General features: G+C 42.0%; 16 protein-coding genes and 5 tRNA genes. All 21 read left to right on the top strand.

Annotated features, from left to right (window positions below; genetic code table 11):
* Positions 1–2 precede the first annotated feature (2 nt).
* The 21 genes from J0654_RS14035 (at position 3) to rpoC (ending at position 19,618) form a co-directional block, all read left to right on the top strand.
* Positions 3–1,010, top strand: coding sequence for a potassium channel family protein (locus tag J0654_RS14035; RefSeq protein ID WP_207029745.1), 1,008 nt, complete (start codon positions 3–5; stop codon positions 1,008–1,010).
* Between the two features lie 84 nt (positions 1,011–1,094).
* Positions 1,095–2,714 carry an alanine/glycine:cation symporter family protein gene (locus J0654_RS14030; protein ID WP_207029744.1) on the top strand — a complete coding sequence of 540 codons (1,620 nt, stop codon included), beginning with the start codon at positions 1,095–1,097 and terminating at the stop codon, positions 2,712–2,714.
* 14 nt (positions 2,715–2,728) lie between these two features.
* Positions 2,729–3,583, top strand: coding sequence for a ComEA family DNA-binding protein (locus tag J0654_RS14025; protein WP_207029743.1), 855 nt, complete (start codon positions 2,729–2,731; stop codon positions 3,581–3,583).
* 10 nt (positions 3,584–3,593) lie between these two features.
* Positions 3,594–4,763: an acyl-CoA dehydrogenase family protein gene (locus J0654_RS14020; protein WP_207029742.1), complete on the top strand. Its 1,170-nt coding sequence runs from the start codon at positions 3,594–3,596 to the stop codon at positions 4,761–4,763.
* 92 nt (positions 4,764–4,855) lie between these two features.
* Positions 4,856–5,050, top strand: a complete 195-nt coding sequence (gene rpsU / locus J0654_RS14015; protein WP_119606422.1) for a 30S ribosomal protein S21 — start codon at positions 4,856–4,858, stop codon at positions 5,048–5,050.
* A 97-nt stretch (positions 5,051–5,147) separates the two neighbouring features.
* On the top strand, positions 5,148–6,038 hold the full coding sequence (locus tag J0654_RS14010) for a tyrosine-type recombinase/integrase (protein WP_207029741.1): 891 nt from the start codon (positions 5,148–5,150) through the stop codon (positions 6,036–6,038).
* A 53-nt stretch (positions 6,039–6,091) separates the two neighbouring features.
* A complete protein-coding gene (hpf, locus tag J0654_RS14005; protein WP_207029740.1) occupies positions 6,092–6,394 on the top strand; it encodes a ribosome hibernation-promoting factor, HPF/YfiA family in 303 nt (100 codons plus the stop codon).
* Between the two features lie 101 nt (positions 6,395–6,495).
* Positions 6,496–6,569: transfer RNA gene (locus J0654_RS14000), tRNA-Thr, on the top strand.
* Between the two features lie 22 nt (positions 6,570–6,591).
* Positions 6,592–6,674, top strand: a tRNA-Tyr gene (locus tag J0654_RS13995).
* Positions 6,675–6,753: 79 nt separating this feature from the next.
* Positions 6,754–6,826, top strand: a tRNA-Gly gene (locus J0654_RS13990).
* 91 nt (positions 6,827–6,917) lie between these two features.
* Positions 6,918–6,989: transfer RNA gene (locus J0654_RS13985), tRNA-Thr, on the top strand.
* Positions 6,990–7,036: 47 nt separating this feature from the next.
* On the top strand, positions 7,037–8,224 hold the full coding sequence (gene tuf, locus J0654_RS13980) for an elongation factor Tu (RefSeq protein WP_207029739.1): 1,188 nt from the start codon (positions 7,037–7,039) through the stop codon (positions 8,222–8,224).
* Positions 8,225–8,296: 72 nt separating this feature from the next.
* Positions 8,297–8,369: transfer RNA gene (locus tag J0654_RS13975), tRNA-Trp, on the top strand.
* Between the two features lie 21 nt (positions 8,370–8,390).
* A complete protein-coding gene (gene secE / locus J0654_RS13970) occupies positions 8,391–8,579 on the top strand; it encodes a preprotein translocase subunit SecE (protein WP_100817505.1) in 189 nt (62 codons plus the stop codon).
* Between the two features lie 12 nt (positions 8,580–8,591).
* Entirely contained in the window at positions 8,592–9,143 is a 552-nt protein-coding gene (nusG, locus tag J0654_RS13965; RefSeq protein ID WP_014033479.1) for a transcription termination/antitermination protein NusG, read from the top strand.
* 67 nt (positions 9,144–9,210) lie between these two features.
* Positions 9,211–9,648, top strand: coding sequence for a 50S ribosomal protein L11 (rplK, locus tag J0654_RS13960; protein ID WP_207029738.1), 438 nt, complete (start codon positions 9,211–9,213; stop codon positions 9,646–9,648).
* 20 nt (positions 9,649–9,668) lie between these two features.
* The gene (gene rplA, locus J0654_RS13955; protein WP_207029737.1) at positions 9,669–10,361 is read left to right on the top strand and encodes a 50S ribosomal protein L1; all 693 of its coding nucleotides are present in this window, start codon (positions 9,669–9,671) and stop codon (positions 10,359–10,361) included.
* Positions 10,362–10,384: 23 nt separating this feature from the next.
* On the top strand, positions 10,385–10,903 hold the full coding sequence (gene rplJ / locus J0654_RS13950) for a 50S ribosomal protein L10 (RefSeq protein ID WP_207029736.1): 519 nt from the start codon (positions 10,385–10,387) through the stop codon (positions 10,901–10,903).
* Positions 10,904–10,958: 55 nt separating this feature from the next.
* Positions 10,959–11,342: a 50S ribosomal protein L7/L12 gene (gene rplL, locus J0654_RS13945; protein WP_014033483.1), complete on the top strand. Its 384-nt coding sequence runs from the start codon at positions 10,959–10,961 to the stop codon at positions 11,340–11,342.
* A gap of 128 nt (positions 11,343–11,470) precedes the next feature.
* Positions 11,471–15,280, top strand: coding sequence for a DNA-directed RNA polymerase subunit beta (gene rpoB / locus J0654_RS13940; protein WP_207029735.1), 3,810 nt, complete (start codon positions 11,471–11,473; stop codon positions 15,278–15,280).
* 39 nt (positions 15,281–15,319) lie between these two features.
* The gene (rpoC, locus tag J0654_RS13935) at positions 15,320–19,618 is read left to right on the top strand and encodes a DNA-directed RNA polymerase subunit beta' (RefSeq protein WP_207029734.1); all 4,299 of its coding nucleotides are present in this window, start codon (positions 15,320–15,322) and stop codon (positions 19,616–19,618) included.

Here is a 19,618-nt window from a genome sequence, read left to right as displayed (position 1 = left end):
CCATGATTAGACTGATGCGTTCCAAAATAGTGTTGGCCCTTTCCTTAATGGTTGTGGTGCTTTTGTTTGGGGTTGTCGGTTATAAAATGTTATCCGACTTTACGTGGATAGAGGCTGTGTACATGACCATTATTACGGTAACCACGGTTGGTTTTTCGGAGGTAAGGCCATTGGATGCCAATGCAAAGATTTTTACCGTATTTTTAATCGTTACCAGTGTATTTATCTTCGGTTTTGCCATTTCTGTGGTTACCGAATATATTCTTGGAAAAAACTCATTGGAATTACTAAAAAAGAAAAAAGTGAAAAAACAAATAGATAGTCTTTCCAACCATGTTGTGGTTTGCGGTTTTGGTAGAAACGGCATGCAGGCGGCAGAAAAATTGATCGCCTACAAAAAGCCTTTTGTTGTTATTGAAAAGGATAAGGAAATCATTGACCGACATGAGGAGGATGTGTTATTTGTAGAGGGCGATGCGAACGAGGATGAGGTGCTCTTGCAAGCAGGAATTGATAGAGCCCAGTATTTAATTACGGCGGTACCAGACGACGCTGCCAATCTTTTCATAGTGCTTTCCGCACGACAATTGAACAAGAACCTGTTCATTATAAGTAGGGCGTCTCAGATTACCTCAATAAAAAAATTGGAATTTGCGGGTGCTAACAAGGTAATTATGCCGGATAAAATCGGAGGGGATCATATGGCATCTTTAGTAGTGATGCCCGATCTGATTACCTTTTTGGACCAACTCTCCGTTGAAGGGGAGCACACAACAAACTTGGAAGAAGTCAGTATTGAGGATTTTACCAATCAAATGGACTGCCATTCCTTGCGCGATTTGGACTTGAGAAGAAAAACCGGCTGTACCATAATAGGATATATAGATCCCAATGGGAAATATATCATCAACCCCGAGGCCGATATGGTACTGCAGCCCAGAAGCAAGGTAATTGTTTTGGGACGACCAGAGCAGATCAGGAAGCTGAATCAAATGTTTCAGATAGGCTAGTTTAACACCCTTTAATTTTTTTGCGAGCAAATTTTTTAGGATATTGGGGCCTTTACAAAAAACTAACATAACCAAAACATTATTATGAAGTATAGACTTCTTTCCTTAATTAGTTTATTGTTACCAGCTCTTTCTTTCGCACAGGAGGAAAGCACATCGGAAAAAATTGATGCGGTTTTCTCCAAATATACAAGTTGGTTCGTGGATGCGATTTTCTACGAAATTCCTTTTTCGGATCAATTTCAGATACCTTGGGTACTTATTGTATTGGTAGGAGGAGCATTATATTTCACCATTTATTTTAAGCTCATCAACTTTACAGGCTTTTGGACTGCCATAAAGGTAGTTCGGGGTAAATATGAGGATATTGAAAAGCATGGGGTCGATCATTTGTATGGCGATGAATCGGAAGAGCACGATTTGCCGGATACCATTAGGGATGAATCGGCTCATGGAGAAGTCTCCCACTTTCAGGCACTTACCGCAGCCCTTTCTGCCACAGTTGGTTTGGGTAATATTGCCGGTGTTGCCGTGGCCCTTTCCATTGGTGGTCCAGGTGCAACTTTTTGGATGATGCTTGCAGGATTGTTGGGAATGGCATCAAAATTTGCGGAATGTACCTTGGGTGTAAAATATAGGGACGTTGGTGAAGATGGAACCGTTTACGGAGGGCCAATGTACTATTTGACCAAAGGTCTAAAAGAGAAAAATGCCAAAGGTTTGGGTAAAGTTCTCGCCGTATTGTTCGCCATATTTGTCATTGGTGGTTCTTTTGGTGGAGGAAACATGTTCCAGGCCAACCAAGCAGCTGCCCAGTTTGTGGAATTGTCAGGTATTGAAAACGACAACGCCGGATTGTATTTTGGAATTGTGATGGCCGTTTTGGTGGCTATTGTGATTATCGGTGGTATTAAAAGGATAGCATCCGTTACGGAAAAAATTGTACCCTTCATGGCCGGTATATATGTATTGGCAGCCCTGATTATTTTGGGTGCCAACTTCTCTTCCATTGATGATGCCTTCGGATTGATTTTTGAGGGAGCCTTCTCTGGACTGGGAATAGCAGGTGGTCTTATCGGTGTAATGATCCAAGGTATTCGTAGGGGAGCCTTCTCCAACGAAGCTGGTGTAGGTTCGGCAGCCATTGCCCACTCCGCAGTACGTACCAAGTACCCTGCGAGTGAGGGTATCGTTGCGCTTTTGGAGCCTTTTGTGGATACCGTTGTAATTTGTACCATGACTGCTTTGGTAATCATCATTACCAACTACGAAGCAGGGTTCTTGCAGTACGGTACCGAGATTACCGAAGGTGTGGAGATTACCGCCACTGCTTTTGATACAGTAATTCCACACTTCTCCGTTGTACTGACCATAGCGGTAATCTTGTTTGCATTCTCTACTATGATTTCTTGGTCTTACTACGGAATGCAAGGGTGGATGTACCTTTTTGGAAAAAGTAAAAGAAGTGACCTAGCGTATAAAATATTGTTCCTGTTCTTTGTAGTTGTTGGAGCGTCCATTAGTCTTGGTTCCGTAATCGACTTTTCGGATGCCATGATCTTTGCAATGGTAGTACCTAATATTATAGGTGTTATTTTGCTTACACCAGTGGTTCGAAAAGAATTGAGAAAATATATGAACGCCATCAATAAAAAAGAAGATGCATTGGATGATGGTGCAGAAGATTTGGTGGATAAAATGTAAGAGACTAAGTTAAGATGAAATTCAAATCCCACTTCAGGTTCAATAAACAAGAACGAAGTGGGATTTTCTTTTTATTGTTGATCGTGATTGTGCTTCAAGGAGGGTATTATTATGTGAAAGCAAATCCATCACCAAGAGAAGCTGGTTTTGCCACCAATATTCCAGAACAGCATAAGATTGATAGTTTAAAAGCCCATCAACCTTTAGCAACCCCTAAAATTTATCCTTTTAATCCGAATTTCATTACCGACTACAAAGGGTATGCCTTGGGTTTGTCTACTTCTGAATTGGACAGGTTGTTTGCGTTTAGGGAGCAGGGCAAGTTTGTGAATTCTGCGAAGGAATTTCAGACCATTACCCAAATTTCAGATTCGTTGTTGCATCAAATCTCGCCCTATTTTAAATTTCCAGATTGGGTAAGGAAAAATCAAACGGTAAAAAAGACACTATCAAAGCCTGAAAAAATAACAGCAATACAAGACCTTAACTCGGCCACTGCGGAAGATTTAAAATCAGTTTATGGCATTGGTGAAACGTTGTCAGAAAGAATTGTGAAGTTCAGGGATAGATTAGGGGGCTTTTTGGTCAACGGACAATTATATGATGTGTATGGTCTAAAACCAGAAGTTGTCGAAAGGGCTTTGCTCAAGTTTCAGGTAATCGAGCTTCCGTTGGTAACCAAAATCAATATTAACAAGGCGAGAGCAGAGGAGTTGTCCCAATTAATCTACATAGATAAGTTGTTGGCATCCAATATTATTGATTATAGAGATAAAAATGGTTTATTTGTATCGCTGCAGGAATTGAGTCAGGTGGACCAATTTCCTACGGAAAAACTAGACAGAATAGCTTTATATTTGTCTTTATAAAATTGGTGCTATGAACGATATGTACTTCACGGAAGAGCATAACTTATTCCGCGAAAGTTTAAAGGATTTTTTACAGAAAGAAGTTGCCCCCCATATTGAGGAATGGGAAGAATCCGGTAAGATTGATAAAGCTATATGGACCAAGTTCGGTGAAATGGGCTACTTTGGCCTTATGAGCCCCGAGGCATATTCCGGTTTGGACCTGGACCTTTTTTATACCGTTATTTTTTTAGAGGAATTACAGAGAATAAATTCGGGAGGTTTCGCCGCGGCCATGTGGGCACATCAATACTTGGCAATGACCTACCTGAACAAATTGGCCAATGATGACCAGAAAAGGACTTATCTGGAACCCAGTGTGCTTGGAAACAAAATAGGCTGTTTGGGAGTTTCAGAACCCTTTGGAGGAAGTGATGTTGCCGCTATGCGTACCACGGCCGAAAAAAAAGGAGATGTTTATATTGTAAATGGCTCCAAAACATTTATCACCAATGGGGTTTACGGCGACTACATTATATTGGCAGCCAAAACAGATAAAGATGCTGGCCACAAGGGTATAAGTATGTTTGTTATGGACAGGAATGCCAAGGGTGTTTCTGCCAGTAAACTCAATAAATTGGGTTGGAGAGCCTCGGATACTGCGGAATTGGCCTTTGATAATGTAGAAGTTCCGGCAGCTAATTTATTGGGAGATGAAAACGCTGGGTTTGCATACATTATGGAAGCATTTGCTTTGGAGCGCTTGGTAATGGGTGTCAATGCCCATGCTCGGGCAGAGTATGCCTTGGACTATGCGTTGCAATATATGTCCGAAAGGGAAGCATTTGGCAAGAGCATCGATCAATTTCAAGCATTGCGCCACCGTTTGGTCGATTTATATTCGGATATGTTGTTGTGCAAACAGTTTAATTATTCGACCGTAGCACAAATGGAACAAGGAGCATATGTTGTAAAAGAGGCAACGATATCTAAATTGAAATCCACAAAAATGGCCGATGAGGTCATTTATAATTGCCTACAATTTTTGGGAGGCTACGGTTATATTGAAGACTACCCAATGGCACGTTTGATGCGCGACAGCAGACTGGGGCCTATTGGAGGAGGTACATCTGAAATTTTGAAGGAAATTTTGGCGAAGATCATCGTGGATAAAAAAGAATATAAAAAGCCCACTACATAGGGGTTCTTTAAAAAAGTAAAATATTTCTTTACCCATTAAATATCATTTGTATATTTGCAGACCAAAATTTTAAAGAAAGGAGGTTGTAGCCCATGTTAATTATACCAGTAAAAGAAGGAGAAAACATCGATAGAGCTTTGAAGCGTTTCAAACGTAAGTTCGACAGAACAGGTACCATGCGTCAGTTGAGAACAAGACAGCAGTTCACCAAGCCTTCTGTAGAGCGTAGAGCGCAAATTCAAAAAGCACAATACATTCAAGGCCTAAGAGACCAAGAAGAAGTATAGGGCTATCGCTTTTACAAAATATATCAATCCCGTTCCAATATTGGAGCGGGATTTTTCGTTTTAGCTATGAACAGATTCTAATCGCTACCTTTGATGTATGTCCGTAACTGCTTTTATATCTTATCTGGGTTTGGAGAAAAACTACTCCGAACATACGATAAAGGCATATCAAAAGGATATTGAAACCTTTGCAGCATTCTGTAAGGAGCATCATGGGGAGCAGAACATAGTGCATGTTTCCTACCCCTTGATCAGAAACTGGATAGTTGCTCTCTCCGATCAGGGTGTTTCCAATAGGACCATCAACAGAAAGATTTCTTCGCTGCAAGCCTATTATAGATTTTTGTTGAAGGTTGGGGATATTTCCATTTCACCTTTGGTGAAGCATAGGGCACTTAAAACAGATAAAAAGGTAGAGGTCCCATTTTCAGAAACCGAAATGCAATCTATTTTGTCCGAAATTCCCTTTGATGAAGATTTTGAAGGGGTACGGGACAAACTGATTATAGAATTACTGTACACCACGGGCATGCGAAGAGCCGAACTGGTCAACCTAAAGGTGAAAGATCTTAACCTTTCCGGGCAGGTTTTAAAAGTGCTCGGTAAAAGGAACAAAGAACGTTTGATTCCCTTGCTGCCATCCACAGTGGAACAGATTCAAAATTATCTGGTCAAGCGCTCGGAACTGGAAAGTATAGTGGATTTATCATATCTATTATTAACAAAAGAAGGTCTTAAAATATATGAAACACTTGTTTATCGAACTATAAATAAGTATTTTAGTTTGGTGTCCCCCAAGGTAAAAAAGAGCCCACATATACTCAGGCATACCTTTGCAACGCACTTGCTCAACAGGGGGGCAGATTTAAATTCCGTAAAGGAACTGTTGGGTCATTCTAGTTTGGCGTCCACGCAAGTGTACACACACAACAGTATCGCCGAACTAAAAAAAATACATCAAAAGGCCCACCCAAGAAACAAGAAATAAATTCTTGTATTGTTTAACTTCACTGTCTCTGACAGTACTAAAAACTTCGTCTTATGAAAGTAAACGCACAATCGGTAAATTTTGCAGCTGATGGTAAACTCATCGACTTTATCCAAAAACGGATGGACAAGATGGAATTGTTCTATGACAAGGTCATTGAATCGGATGTGTATTTAAAAGTTGAAAACACAAGTGCTAAAGAAAATAAGATCGTGGAAATCATGGTGTTTGTCCCAAGAGATAAATTCATGGTAAAAAAACAATGTAAGTCATTTGAAGAGGCTGTAGATTCGGCCTGTAGTTCTTTGGAAAGACAGTTGGTGAAAAAGAAGGAAAAACTAAGGGCGAAAGCTTGATGAAAATTTTTCAAAATTTATTTTGAATTAAAATATAAATATATACATTTGCAGTCCGTTAGAAATAGCGGGCTTTTTTAGTGAGTAAAAAGCGGTGAAATGCCGATATAGCTCAGCTGGCTAGAGCAGCTGATTTGTAATCAGCAGGTCGTGGGTTCGAGTCCCTCTATCGGCTCGTAAGTTACTGAAAATAAGGCGGGGGGATACTCAAGCGGCCAACGAGGACAGACTGTAAATCTGTTGGTTTTTACCTTCGCAGGTTCGAATCCTGCTCCCCCCACAAAAGTTGTTCAGCGGAACAACTGGGAAGAAGGTTTTTTTGAAATAATGGAATCTTTGGATGGAAGTCCAGAAAAAATGCGGGAGTAGCTCAGTTGGTAGAGCGTCAGCCTTCCAAGCTGAATGTCGCCGGTTCGAACCCGGTCTCCCGCTCTAAACTTGAAACTTTGATTTCAAGAGAAGAAGGTTGAAGTTTTGACGAGCTGAGCTTGTAACTTTAAACTCTAAACCTGATAACCCATAGGCCGGTGTAGCTCAGGGGTAGAGCGTTTCCTTGGTAAGGAAGAGGTCACGGGTTCAAATCCCGTCATTGGCTCAAAACGATTTGTACACTAATATAAACTAAGATTAAAATTATTTAAAATGGCAAAGGAAACTTTTGATCGTTCCAAACCGCACTTAAATATTGGTACCATTGGACACGTGGATCACGGTAAAACTACATTGACCGCTGCTATCACCACTGTATTGGCCAACGCAGGTTTGTCTGAAACAAGAAGCTTTGATTCTATTGACAACGCTCCTGAAGAAAAAGAAAGAGGTATTACAATCAACACGTCACACGTTGAGTACCAAACAGAAAACCGTCACTACGCTCACGTTGACTGTCCTGGTCACGCGGATTACGTAAAGAACATGGTTACTGGTGCTGCTCAGATGGACGGTGCTATTTTGGTTGTTGCTGCGACAGATGGTCCTATGCCACAAACTCGTGAGCACATCCTTTTGGGACGTCAGGTAGGTATTCCACGTATTGTTGTTTTCTTGAACAAAGTTGACATGGTGGATGATGAAGAGCTTTTGGAGCTTGTTGAGATGGAAGTAAGGGAATTGCTTTCTTTCTACGAGTATGATGGAGACAATGGTCCTGTTATTGCCGGTTCTGCACTTGGTGCTTTGAACGGTGAGCAAAAATGGGTTGACACTGTAATGGAGTTGATGAAAGCTGTTGATGAGTGGATCGAGGAGCCAGAGCGTGAAGTTGACAAAGACTTCCTTATGCCAATCGAAGATGTATTCACTATTACAGGTCGTGGTACCGTTGCTACTGGTCGTATCGAAACTGGTGTTGCCAATACTGGTGACCCTGTGGACATCATCGGTATGGGTGCTGAAAAATTGACTTCTACCATCACAGGGGTTGAGATGTTCCGTAAGATTTTGGATAGAGGAGAAGCTGGTGATAACGTTGGTCTTCTTTTGAGAGGTATCGAGAAATCCGATATCAAAAGAGGTATGGTTATCTGTAAGCCAGGTTCTGTAACTCCTCACGCTAAATTTAAGGCAGAGGTTTATATCCTTAAGAAAGAAGAAGGTGGACGTCACACTCCATTCCACAACAACTACCGTCCTCAGTTCTACTTGAGAACTACTGACGTAACAGGTAACATTAACTTGCCTGACGGTGTAGAGATGGTAATGCCAGGTGATAACTTGACAATCACTGTGGATTTGATCCAGCCTGTAGCTTGTAACGTTGGTCTACGTTTCGCTATCCGTGAGGGTGGTAGAACAGTAGGTGCCGGTCAGGTTACTGAGATTCTAGATTAAGATTCAAATTATTATAAAATTGCACTCAAGGGTGTTCCGATTTTCTCGGGATACCTTTCAGTGTAATTATAAACGGGTGTAGCTCAGTTGGTAGAGCACTGGTCTCCAAAACCAGGTGTCGGGAGTTCGAGTCTCTCCTCCCGTGCTAGTAAAATACATTAAAATTATGGTCACTTATATAAAGGAATCATTCGAAGAGCTTAAAAATAATGTTACCTGGTTGGAAAGAGGTAAAGCTTCCAATCTTATGGTAATTGTAGCTGTATTTTCCATCTTGTTTGCTTTGGCAACATGGGGAGTGGATTCCTTGTTCAGTAATTTGATCACGTTGTATTTTGAAAAATTAATAGGATAAAGATCGGTCGATATGTCTGAGGTTCTGGAGAAAAAATGGTATGTAGTTAGAGCGGTCAGTGGTCAGGAGAACAAGATCAAAGGCTATATTGAAAGCGAGGTAGAGCGTGCAGGATTTGGCGACTATCTTGAAGAAGTTCTAGTGCCTACCGAAAAAGTTGTTCAGATCAGGAACGGAAAGAAAATCAATAAAGAACGTGTTTACTTTCCTGGATATATCATGATAAAAGCCAATCTTGGCGGAGAAATGGTGCACATCATTCGTTCCATAACCAATGTGATTGGTTTTCTGGGCGAAGTTAAAGGAGGTGATCCCATTCCGTTGAGAAAATCCGAAGTGAACCGTATGCTGGGGAAAGTGGACGAATTGGCTGTCAATACAGACAATGTTGCCATTCCGTTCGTGTTGGGTGAAACGGTCAAGGTTATTGATGGACCTTTCAATGGTTTTAACGGAACTGTTGAGAAGATCAATGAAGAGAAGCGTAAGCTAGAGGTAATGGTGAAGATTTTCGGAAGAAAAACACCATTGGAACTAAGCTATATGCAAGTAGAAAAAGTATAATTAGAGCTGTTACATATATAAAGCTGTGTTGCTTCCAATTGACACACTTTAAATTTAATTAGAAACAATGGCAAAAGAAGTAGATAAGGTAGTTAAATTACAAGTTAGGGGAGGTGCTGCGAACCCATCGCCACCGGTTGGACCCGCCTTAGGTGCTGCTGGTGTTAACATCATGGAGTTCTGTAAGCAGTTTAATGCTCGTACACAGGACAAGCAAGGTAAAGTTTTACCTGTTGTTATCACCGTTTACAAAGACAAATCTTTCGATTTTGTTGTAAAAACACCACCTGCGGCAGTTCAATTGATGGAAGCGGCCAAGATTAAAAAAGGATCGGGAGAACCTAACAGGGTTAAAAATGGTTCAGTAACCTGGGATCAAGTAAAAGCAATCGCCGAGGACAAAATGGTGGATTTAAATGCTTTTACCGTGGAATCTGCAATGAGTATGGTTGCAGGTACTGCTAGATCGATGGGTCTGAAAATTGCAGGACCAAGACCTTTTTAAAATCTGAAAGCAACTAAGAAATGGCAAGATTGACTAAAAAGCAAAAAGAGGCCCAAGCCAAAATAGACAAGAACAAACTCTATTCTTTGGAAGAGGCGTCAGCTTTAGTAAAAGAAATAACCAATGTAAAATTTGACGCTTCCATTGATTTGGCAGTTCGTTTGGGTGTAGATCCAAGAAAAGCAAATCAAATGGTGCGTGGCGTTGTTACCCTTCCTCACGGAACTGGTAAAGATGTAAAAGTTTTAGCATTGGTGACTCCAGACAAAGAAGCAGAAGCAAAAGAAGCCGGTGCTGACTTTGTAGGATTGGACGAATATTTGGATAAAATAAAAAACGGTTGGACCGATGTTGATGTGATCATTACCATGCCAAGCGTTATGGGTAAACTTGGACCATTAGGTAGGATTTTAGGACCTAGAGGTTTAATGCCCAATCCAAAGACCGGTACAGTAACTATGGATGTTGCCAAGGCAGTATCCGATGTTAAAGCTGGTAAAATAGACTTTAAAGTGGACAAAACTGGAATTGTACACGCTGCAATTGGAAAAGCTTCTTTCTCTGCAGACAAAATCGCAGGAAACGCTAGGGAGTTAATAGACACCTTGGTGAAAATGAAGCCTTCCGCTGCAAAAGGTGTGTATATGAGAAGTATTTACTTGTCCAGTACCATGAGTCCTAGTATTCAATTAGATCCAAAAGCAGTTCAATAACTGGTAGTTCAATTTTTTTAACTATGACAAGAGAAGAAAAAGCAACAGTAATAAAAGACTTGACTGCACAGTTGGCTGATAATCCAAACATTTATTTGGCGGACATATCAGGATTGAATGCCGTGGACACCTCCAATTTGAGAAGAGCGTGTTTCAAGGCGAATATTAAGCTTGCGGTCGTTAAGAACACCTTGCTTGCAAAAGCAATGGAAGCTTCTGATAAGGAATTTGGTGAGCTTCCCGAAGTGTTGAAAGGCAATACATCATTGATGTTGTCCGAAACAGGGAACGCACCTGCGAAACTTATCAAGAACTTTAGAAAAAAATCAGAAAAGCCCGTGTTGAAAGGAGCCTTTATCGAAGAGGCCGTCTACATCGGGGACAACAACCTTGACGCACTTGTTAACATCAAGTCCAAAGAGGAAGTTATCGGGGATATCATTGGATTGTTGCAATCACCGGCCAAAAACGTTATTTCTGGACTTAAGTCTGGAGGCGGTAAATTGGCAGGTATCCTTAAAACCCTTTCTGAGAAAGAATAATTCGCGCACAATAAACTAAGTATATTTTTAAACATTTTTATTAAACGATAGAAAAATGGCAGATTTAAAAGATTTTGCAGAACAGTTGGTAAACCTTACAGTAAAAGAGGTAAATGAGTTGGCCGACATTTTAAAAGAAGAATACGGTATTGAGCCTGCTGCTGCTGCAGTGGCCGTTGCTGGTGGTGCTGCCGCTGGTGGAGGTGAAGGTGAAGCTGCTGAGGAAAAATCAGAATTCGATGTAATCCTTACAGCTGCCGGTGGATCTAAATTGGCAGTCGTAAAATTGGTTAAGGAATTGACCGGTCTTGGACTAAAAGACGCTAAAGAAATCGTTGACAGCGCACCAAAAGCTGTTAAGGAAGGTGTTGCCAAAGATGAAGCAGAAGGCATCAAAAAATCATTGGAAGAAGCAGGAGCGGAAGTTGAGCTTAAATAATCGCTTTTCCCATTAGAACTTGGTTAAGGTCTTTCCATTTTTTGGTTAGACCTTAGCCTATTTATATAAGGAGTGTATAAAGCCGTACACGAACCCACTTAGTATTCACGATCAAAATTTGTCCATAGATGTTCACAAACACTATTGAAAGAGTTAATTTCGCATCCGCTAAGAACATACCGGAATACCCGGATTTCTTGGACATTCAGATAAAATCGTTCCAAGACTTTTTCCAGCTTGAAACTAAATCTGACGAAAGAGGAAACGAAGGTCTCTACAACACCTTCATGGAGAATTTTCCAATCACAGATACCAGAAACCAGTTTGTACTTGAGTTTTTGGATTACTTCATTGATCCACCAAGATATTCCATCCAAGAATGTATCGAGCGTGGACTTACCTACAGCGTACCGTTAAAGGCACGTTTAAAATTGTACTGTACCGATCCAGAGCACGAAGATTTCGAAACTATCGTACAGGATGTGTATTTGGGTACCATCCCATACATGACTCCTAGTGGAACCTTTGTGATCAACGGTGCGGAACGCGTTGTGGTTTCCCAATTGCATAGATCTCCAGGAGTGTTCTTTGGACAATCTTTCCACGCAAATGGAACAAAACTATATTCAGCCAGGGTAATTCCTTTCAAAGGGTCTTGGATTGAATTTGCCACCGATATCAACTCGGTGATGTATGCCTACATTGATAGGAAGAAAAAATTACCGGTAACCACATTGTTCCGAGCCATCGGCTTTGAGAGGGACAAGGATATTTTGGAAATCTTCGACCTTTCGGAAGAAGTAAAGGTTTCCAAGACCGGACTTAAAAAAGTATTGGGCCGTAAATTGGCCGCCAGGGTGTTGAACACATGGCATGAGGATTTCGTGGACGAGGATACAGGTGAAGTGGTTTCCATCGAAAGAAACGAAATTGTACTTGATCGTGATACCGTTTTGGAAAAAGAGCATATCGATGAAATCATTGACGCCGACGTGAAGACCATACTTCTTCACAAGGAGAACAATGCACAATCCGATTACGCCATTATCCACAACACTTTGCAAAAAGACCCTACCAACTCCGAAAAAGAAGCGGTAGAGCACATTTACAGACAATTGCGTAATGCCGAGCCGCCAGATGAGGAGACAGCTCGTGGTATTATCGATAAATTGTTCTTCTCCGACCAACGGTACAACTTAGGTGAAGTAGGTCGTTACAGAATGAACAAGAAATTGGGCTTGGATATCGGAATGGACAAGCAGGTATTGACCAAAGAAGATATCATCACTATCATCAAGTATTTGATCGAGTTGATCAACTCCAAAGCAGAGATTGATGATATCGATCACTTATCCAACCGTCGTGTAAGAACCGTAGGTGAGCAATTGTCCTCACAGTTCGGCGTAGGTTTGGCACGTATGGCTCGTACCATCCGTGAGCGTATGAACGTTCGAGACAATGAGGTATTTACTCCGATCGATTTGATCAACGCGAAGACATTGTCATCCGTGATCAACTCTTTCTTCGGAACCAACCAGTTGTCCCAGTTCATGGACCAGACCAACCCGTTGGCCGAGATAACACACAAGAGAAGATTGTCCGCACTAGGGCCAGGTGGTCTTTCCCGCGAAAGAGCCGGTTTCGAAGTGCGTGACGTTCACTATACACACTACGGAAGATTGTGTCCTATTGAGACACCTGAAGGACCGAACATTGGTTTGATTTCTTCGTTGTCCGTATTTGCCAAGGTGAACAATATGGGCTTCTTGGAAACTCCTTATCGTAAAGTTGAAGATGGTAAAGTGGATACCAAAAACCACATTTACCTAAGTGCCGAAGAAGAGGAGGGAATGAAGATTGCCCAAGCCAACATCCCATTGGGAGATGATGGAACCATTGAAAGGGAAAAGGTAATTGCCCGTGAAGAAGGCGATTTCCCGGTAGTGGATCCAACAGAGGTGAAGTACACTGACGTTGCGCCGAACCAGATAGCATCCATTTCTGCATCCTTGATTCCTTTCTTGGAGCACGATGATGCGAACCGTGCCTTGATGGGATCGAACATGATGCGTCAGGCCGTTCCATTGTTGAGACCGGATTCCCCTATTGTAGGTACAGGTTTGGAAAGACAAGTAGCTACCGATTCCAGGGTATTGATCAATGCCGAGGGAGATGGAGTAGTGGAATATGTGGATTCACAAAAAATCACAATAAAATATACAAGGACCGATGAAGAGCGCTTGGTAAGCTTTGACGACGACTCAAAGACCTACCAATTGGTGAAGTTTAGAAAAACGAACCAAGGGACCAGCATTAACTTGAAACCAATTGTAAAGAAAGGTGACAAAGTGAAAAAAGGTCAGGTGCTTTGTGAAGGTTACGCTACCGAGAAAGGTGAATTGGCCTTGGGTAGAAACATGAAGGTTGCCTTTATGCCTTGGAAAGGATACAACTTTGAGGATGCGATCGTGATTTCCGAAAAAGTTGTTCGTGAGGATATCTTTACCTCCATTCATATTGATGAGTACTCCTTGGAAGTAAGGGATACCAAATTGGGTGCCGAGGAATTGACCAACGATATTCCCAACGTATCCGAGGAAGCAACCAAGGATTTGGATGAGTACGGTATGATCCGTATTGGTGCCGAAGTGAAGCCAGGTGATATTTTGATCGGTAAGATCACTCCAAAAGGAGAATCCGATCCAACTCCTGAAGAAAAATTGTTGCGTGCCATCTTTGGTGATAAAGCAGGTGACGTTAAAGATGCTTCATTGAAGGCTTCACCATCTTTGAGAGGTGTGGTAATCGATAAGAAATTGTTCTCACGTTCCATCAAGGACAAGAGAAAACGTTCCGAAGACAAAGAAGCCATCGCAAGATTGGAGATGGACTACGAAGTGAAGTTCCAACAACTAAAAGATGTATTGATCGAGAAGTTGTTCGGGTTGATCAGCGGAAAAACATCACAAGGTGTAATCAACGATTTGGGAGAAGAAGTACTTCCAAAAGGAAAGAAATACACCATCAAAATGTTGAACGCTGTTGATGATTTCGCTCACTTGGTAGGAGGTAGCTGGACAACAGACGACAAAACCAATGCATTGGTGGCCGATTTGTTGCACAACTACAAAATTAAATTGAACGACATTCAAGGTAACCTAAGAAGGGACAAGTTTACCATCTCTGTTGGGGATGAACTTCCTGCAGGTATCATGAAATTGGCTAAGGTATACATCGCTAAAAAGCGTAAGCTTAAGGTTGGTGATAAAATGGCAGGTCGTCACGGTAACAAAGGTATTGTTGCCCGTATCGTTCGTCAAGAAGATATGCCTTTCTTGGAAGACGGAACCCCTGTGGACATTGTATTGAACCCACTTGGTGTACCTTCAAGGATGAACATTGGTCAGATTTACGAAACCGTATTGGGTTGGGCCGGACAAAAATTGGGTCAGAAATATGCGACCCCGATTTTCGACGGAGCCTCGTTGGATGAGATCAACAAACTTACCGATGAAGCTGGTGTACCAAGATTTGGACATACCTACCTATATGACGGTGGAACAGGTCAACGTTTTGATCAACGTGCAACCGTTGGTGTGATCTACATGCTGAAATTAGGTCACATGGTCGACGATAAGATGCACGCAAGATCTATTGGACCATACTCCTTGATCACACAACAACCATTGGGTGGTAAGGCACAGTTCGGTGGTCAGCGTTTTGGAGAGATGGAAGTTTGGGCATTGGAAGCCTACGGAGCATCATCTACCCTTAGGGAGATATTGACTGTGAAGTCGGATGATGTGATCGGTAGGGCCAAGACCTATGAGACCATTGTTAAGGGTGAGACCATGCCAGAACCTGGATTGCCAGAATCTTTCAACGTATTGATGCACGAACTTAAAGGTTTGGGCTTGGATATCCGTTTGGAAGAGTAGAATACTATATTACATTAATTATATCATCACCATATTGTTATGGCTAGAATAAAAGATAATAACGCACAAAAAAGGTTCAACAAAATTTCCATCGGATTGGCCTCTCCAGAGTCAATCTTGGCAGAGTCCCGTGGAGAAGTTTTGAAGCCTGAAACCATTAACTATAGAACGCACAAACCAGAGCGTGATGGATTGTTCTGCGAGCGTATTTTTGGTCCTGTAAAGGATTACGAATGTGCCTGTGGTAAATACAAAAGAATCCGTTACCGTGGAATCGTTTGTGACCGTTGTGGTGTTGAAGTGACGGAGAAAAAGGTACGTAGAGACCGTGTGGGACACATTAACCTTGTGGTTCCAGTAGCGCACATCTGGTACTTCCGTTCGCTACCAAACAAAATAGGATACCTTTTGGGATTACCATCCAAAAAGTTGGATATGATCATATACTACGAAAGGTATGTGGTTATCCAGCCGGGTATTGCCAAAGGTCCAGAAGGTGAGGAAATCAATAAAATGGATTTCTTGACCGAAGAGGAATATTTGAACATTTTGGAAACGCTTCCTACCGAGAACCAATACTTGGAGGATACCGATCCAAACAAGTTCATCGCCAAAATGGGTGCCGAGTGTTTGATCGAGATTTTGTCCAGAATCGATTTGGAGCAATTGTCTTACGAACTGCGTCACAAGGCGAACACTGAAACTTCCAAGCAACGTAAAACTGAGGCGTTGAAACGTCTTCAGGTGGTTGAAGCCCTTCGTGAATCACAAAACAACAGGGAAAACAACCCTGAGTGGATGATCATGAAGGTGATACCTGTGATTCCACCGGAATTGCGTCCGTTGGTGCCGTTGGATGGTGGTCGTTTTGCGACATCCGATTTGAACGACTTGTACCGAAGAGTGATCATCCGTAACAACCGTTTGAAGCGTTTAATGGAAATCAAGGCGCCAGAGGTGATCTTGAGAAACGAAAAACGTATGCTTCAAGAAGCCGTGGACTCTCTTTTCGATAATACAAGGAAGGCATCTGCCGTAAAAACAGAGTCTAACAGACCATTGAAGTCCCTTTCCGATTCATTGAAAGGTAAGCAAGGTCGTTTCCGTCAAAACCTTTTGGGTAAACGTGTGGATTATTCCGCTCGTTCCGTGATTGTTGTTGGACCGGAACTGAACTTGTACGAGTGTGGTCTTCCTAAGGATATGGCTGCTGAACTTTACAAGCCTTTCATCATCCGTAAGTTGATTGAAAGAGGTATTGTAAAGACGGTTAAATCAGCTAAAAAGATTATAGACAAGAAGGAGCCCGTAGTATGGGATATTCTTGAAAATGTCCTTAAAGGACACCCCGTATTGTTGAACCGTGCCCCCACATTGCACAGATTGGGTATCCAAGCGTTCCAGCCAAAACTTATTGAAGGTAAGGCGATTCGTTTGCACCCATTGGCGTGTACCGCATTTAACGCGGATTTTGATGGGGACCAGATGGCAGTTCACTTGCCTTTGGGGCCAGAGGCCATTTTGGAAGCACAATTATTGATGTTGGCTTCACAGAACATCCTTAACCCAGCGAACGGTTCTCCGATTACCGTACCATCTCAGGATATGGTTTTGGGATTGTACTATATGACCAAGCACAAGAAATCTACCAAAGAAGAGCCTGTTTTGGGTGAAGGATTGACCTTCTATTCTTCTGAAGAAGTAGAGATAGCCTTCAACGAGAAAAAGGTTTCGCTTAACGCCGGTATTAAGGTAAGAGCCAAAGACTTTAACGAAGAAGGTGAATTGGTTTATAAAATCATTGAAACCACAGTAGGTCGTGTATTGTTCAACACGGTTGTACCGGAACAAGCAGGATTCATCAATACGGTATTGAACAAGAAAGCCCTTAGAAATATCATCGGGGACATTCTTGCAGTGACCGATGTGCCAAGAACTGCTGAATTCTTGGATAAAATCAAGGCCATGGGATACGATTTCGCCTTTAAGGGTGGTCTATCCTTTAGTTTGGGTGATATTATTATTCCTGCAGAAAAACAGGATATGATCGGCGATGCCAATGAGCAGGTCGATGGTATTATGATGAACTATAACATGGGTCTTATCACCAACAACGAGCGTTACAACCAGGTAATTGATGTTTGGACATCTACCAACGCTATGTTGACCGAGTTGGCGATGAAACGAATCCGTGAGGACAAGCAAGGATTCAACTCTGTATACATGATGTTGGATTCAGGTGCAAGGGGTTCCAAAGAGCAGATTCGTCAGTTGACCGGTATGCGTGGATTGATGGCCAAGCCTAAAAAATCCACAGCTGGTGGTGGTGAAATCATCGAAAACCCGATTCTTTCGAACTTTAAGGAAGGGTTGTCGATTTTGGAATACTTTATCTCTACCCACGGTGCACGTAAAGGTCTTGCGGATACCGCTTTGAAAACGGCGGATGCGGGTTACTTGACCAGACGTTTGGTGGATGTTTCACAGGATGTGATCGTGAACAGCGAGGATTGTGAAACTTTGAGAGGTATCGAAGTAGAACCATTGAAGAAAAATGAGGAGATTGTTGAAACCTTGGGTGAGAGAATCTTGGGTAGGGTATCGTTGCACGATGTGTACAACCCATTGACCGAAGAGCTTGTGCTGAAAGCAGGACAAGAGATCAATGAAGCCGATGTAAAAAGGGTAGAGGCAGCTCCAATTGAGAAAATAGAAGTAAGATCTCCATTGACGTGTGAGGCTCCACAAGGAATTTGCGCCAAATGTTACGGAAGAAACCTTGCTACCAACAAAATGGTACAGCGAGGAGAAGCTGTTGGTGTTGTAGCTGCACAATCCATTGGTGAGCCAGGTACACAGTTGACCTTGCGTACCTTCCACGTGGGTGGTATTGCAGGTAACATTTCCGAGGACAACAAGTTGGAGTCCAAGTTTGATGGTATTGCTGAAATTGAAGACCTAAGATTGGTTAAAGGAGAAAACAGTGAAGGTGGTAAAACCGATATTGTAATCTCCAGAACATCTGAAGTTAAGATTGTCGATCCAAAAACTGGAATTACCCTAAGTACAAATAATATCCCTTACGGTTCTCAATTGTTCATTAAGAACGGTGAGAAAATTACGAAAGGAACTATAATTTGTGAATGGGATCCATATAATGGTGTAATCGTTTCTGAGTTCTCTGGTCAGATTGCTTACGAAAATCTTGAGCAAGGGGTTACTTATCAAGTTGAAATCGATGAACAAACCGGTTTCCAAGAAAAAGTGATTTCCGAGACCAGAAACAAAAAGTTGATACCGACCTTGTTGATCAAGGATGGTAAAGGTGAAACATTGCGTTCGTACAACTTGCCTGTAGGTTCTCACTTGATGGTTGATGACAATGAAAAGGTTAAAGAAGGTAAGATCTTGGTGAAAATCCCACGTAAATCTGCCAAGGCAGGGGATATTACCGGTGGTCTTCCAAGGGTAACCGAGCTGTTCGAAGCACGTAACCCTTCCAACCCGGCAGTTGTTTCTGAAATTGATGGTGTGGTATCTTTCGGTAAGATCAAGCGCGGTAACCGTGAGATTATTATCGAGTCCAAGACAGGCGATATCAAAAAGTACTTGGTTAAATTGTCCAACCAAATCTTGGTTCAGGAGAATGACTACGTACGAGCAGGTATGCCATTGTCCGATGGTTCCATTACGCCAGAAGATATTTTGTCCATTAAGGGACCATCTGCTGTACAACAGTACTTGGTGAACGAAGTACAGGAAGTATATCGTTTACAAGGTGTGAAGATTAATGACAAGCACTTCGAGGTTGTTGTGAGACAAATGATGCGTAAAGTAAAAATCCAAGATCCAGGAGATACGATTTTCCTAGAAAATCAATTGGTACACAAAGACGACTTTATCAATGAAAATGATGAGATTTTCGGTAAAAAAGTGGTTGAGGATGCCGGTGATTCAGAAAGATTGAAACCAGGACAGATTCTGACTGTACGTGAACTAAGGGACGAGAACTCTATTCTAAGAAGAGAGGATAAGACCTTGGTGGCCGCAAGAGACGCTGTTGCAGCAACTGCAACCCCAATCTTGCAAGGTATCACAAGAGCATCGTTGCAGACCAAGTCGTTTATCTCTGCAGCATCGTTCCAGGAAACCACTAAAGTATTGAACGAAGCCGCAGTAAGTGGTAAAGTGGATACCTTGGAAGGTTTGAAAGAGAATGTGATTGTAGGACATAAGATTCCGGCCGGTACAGGTATGAGGGATTATGATAGTATCATCGTAGGTTCCAAAGAGGAGTATGATGAGATCATGGCCCGAAAAGAGGAATTTAAATTCTAA

Source organism: Flagellimonas profundi, assembly GCF_017313275.1.
Classification (GTDB): Bacteria; Bacteroidota; Bacteroidia; order Flavobacteriales; family Flavobacteriaceae; genus Flagellimonas; species Flagellimonas profundi.
The sequence above is the reverse complement of the archived record's forward strand: the minus strand, read 5'-3'. Positions and strand labels throughout refer to the sequence as shown.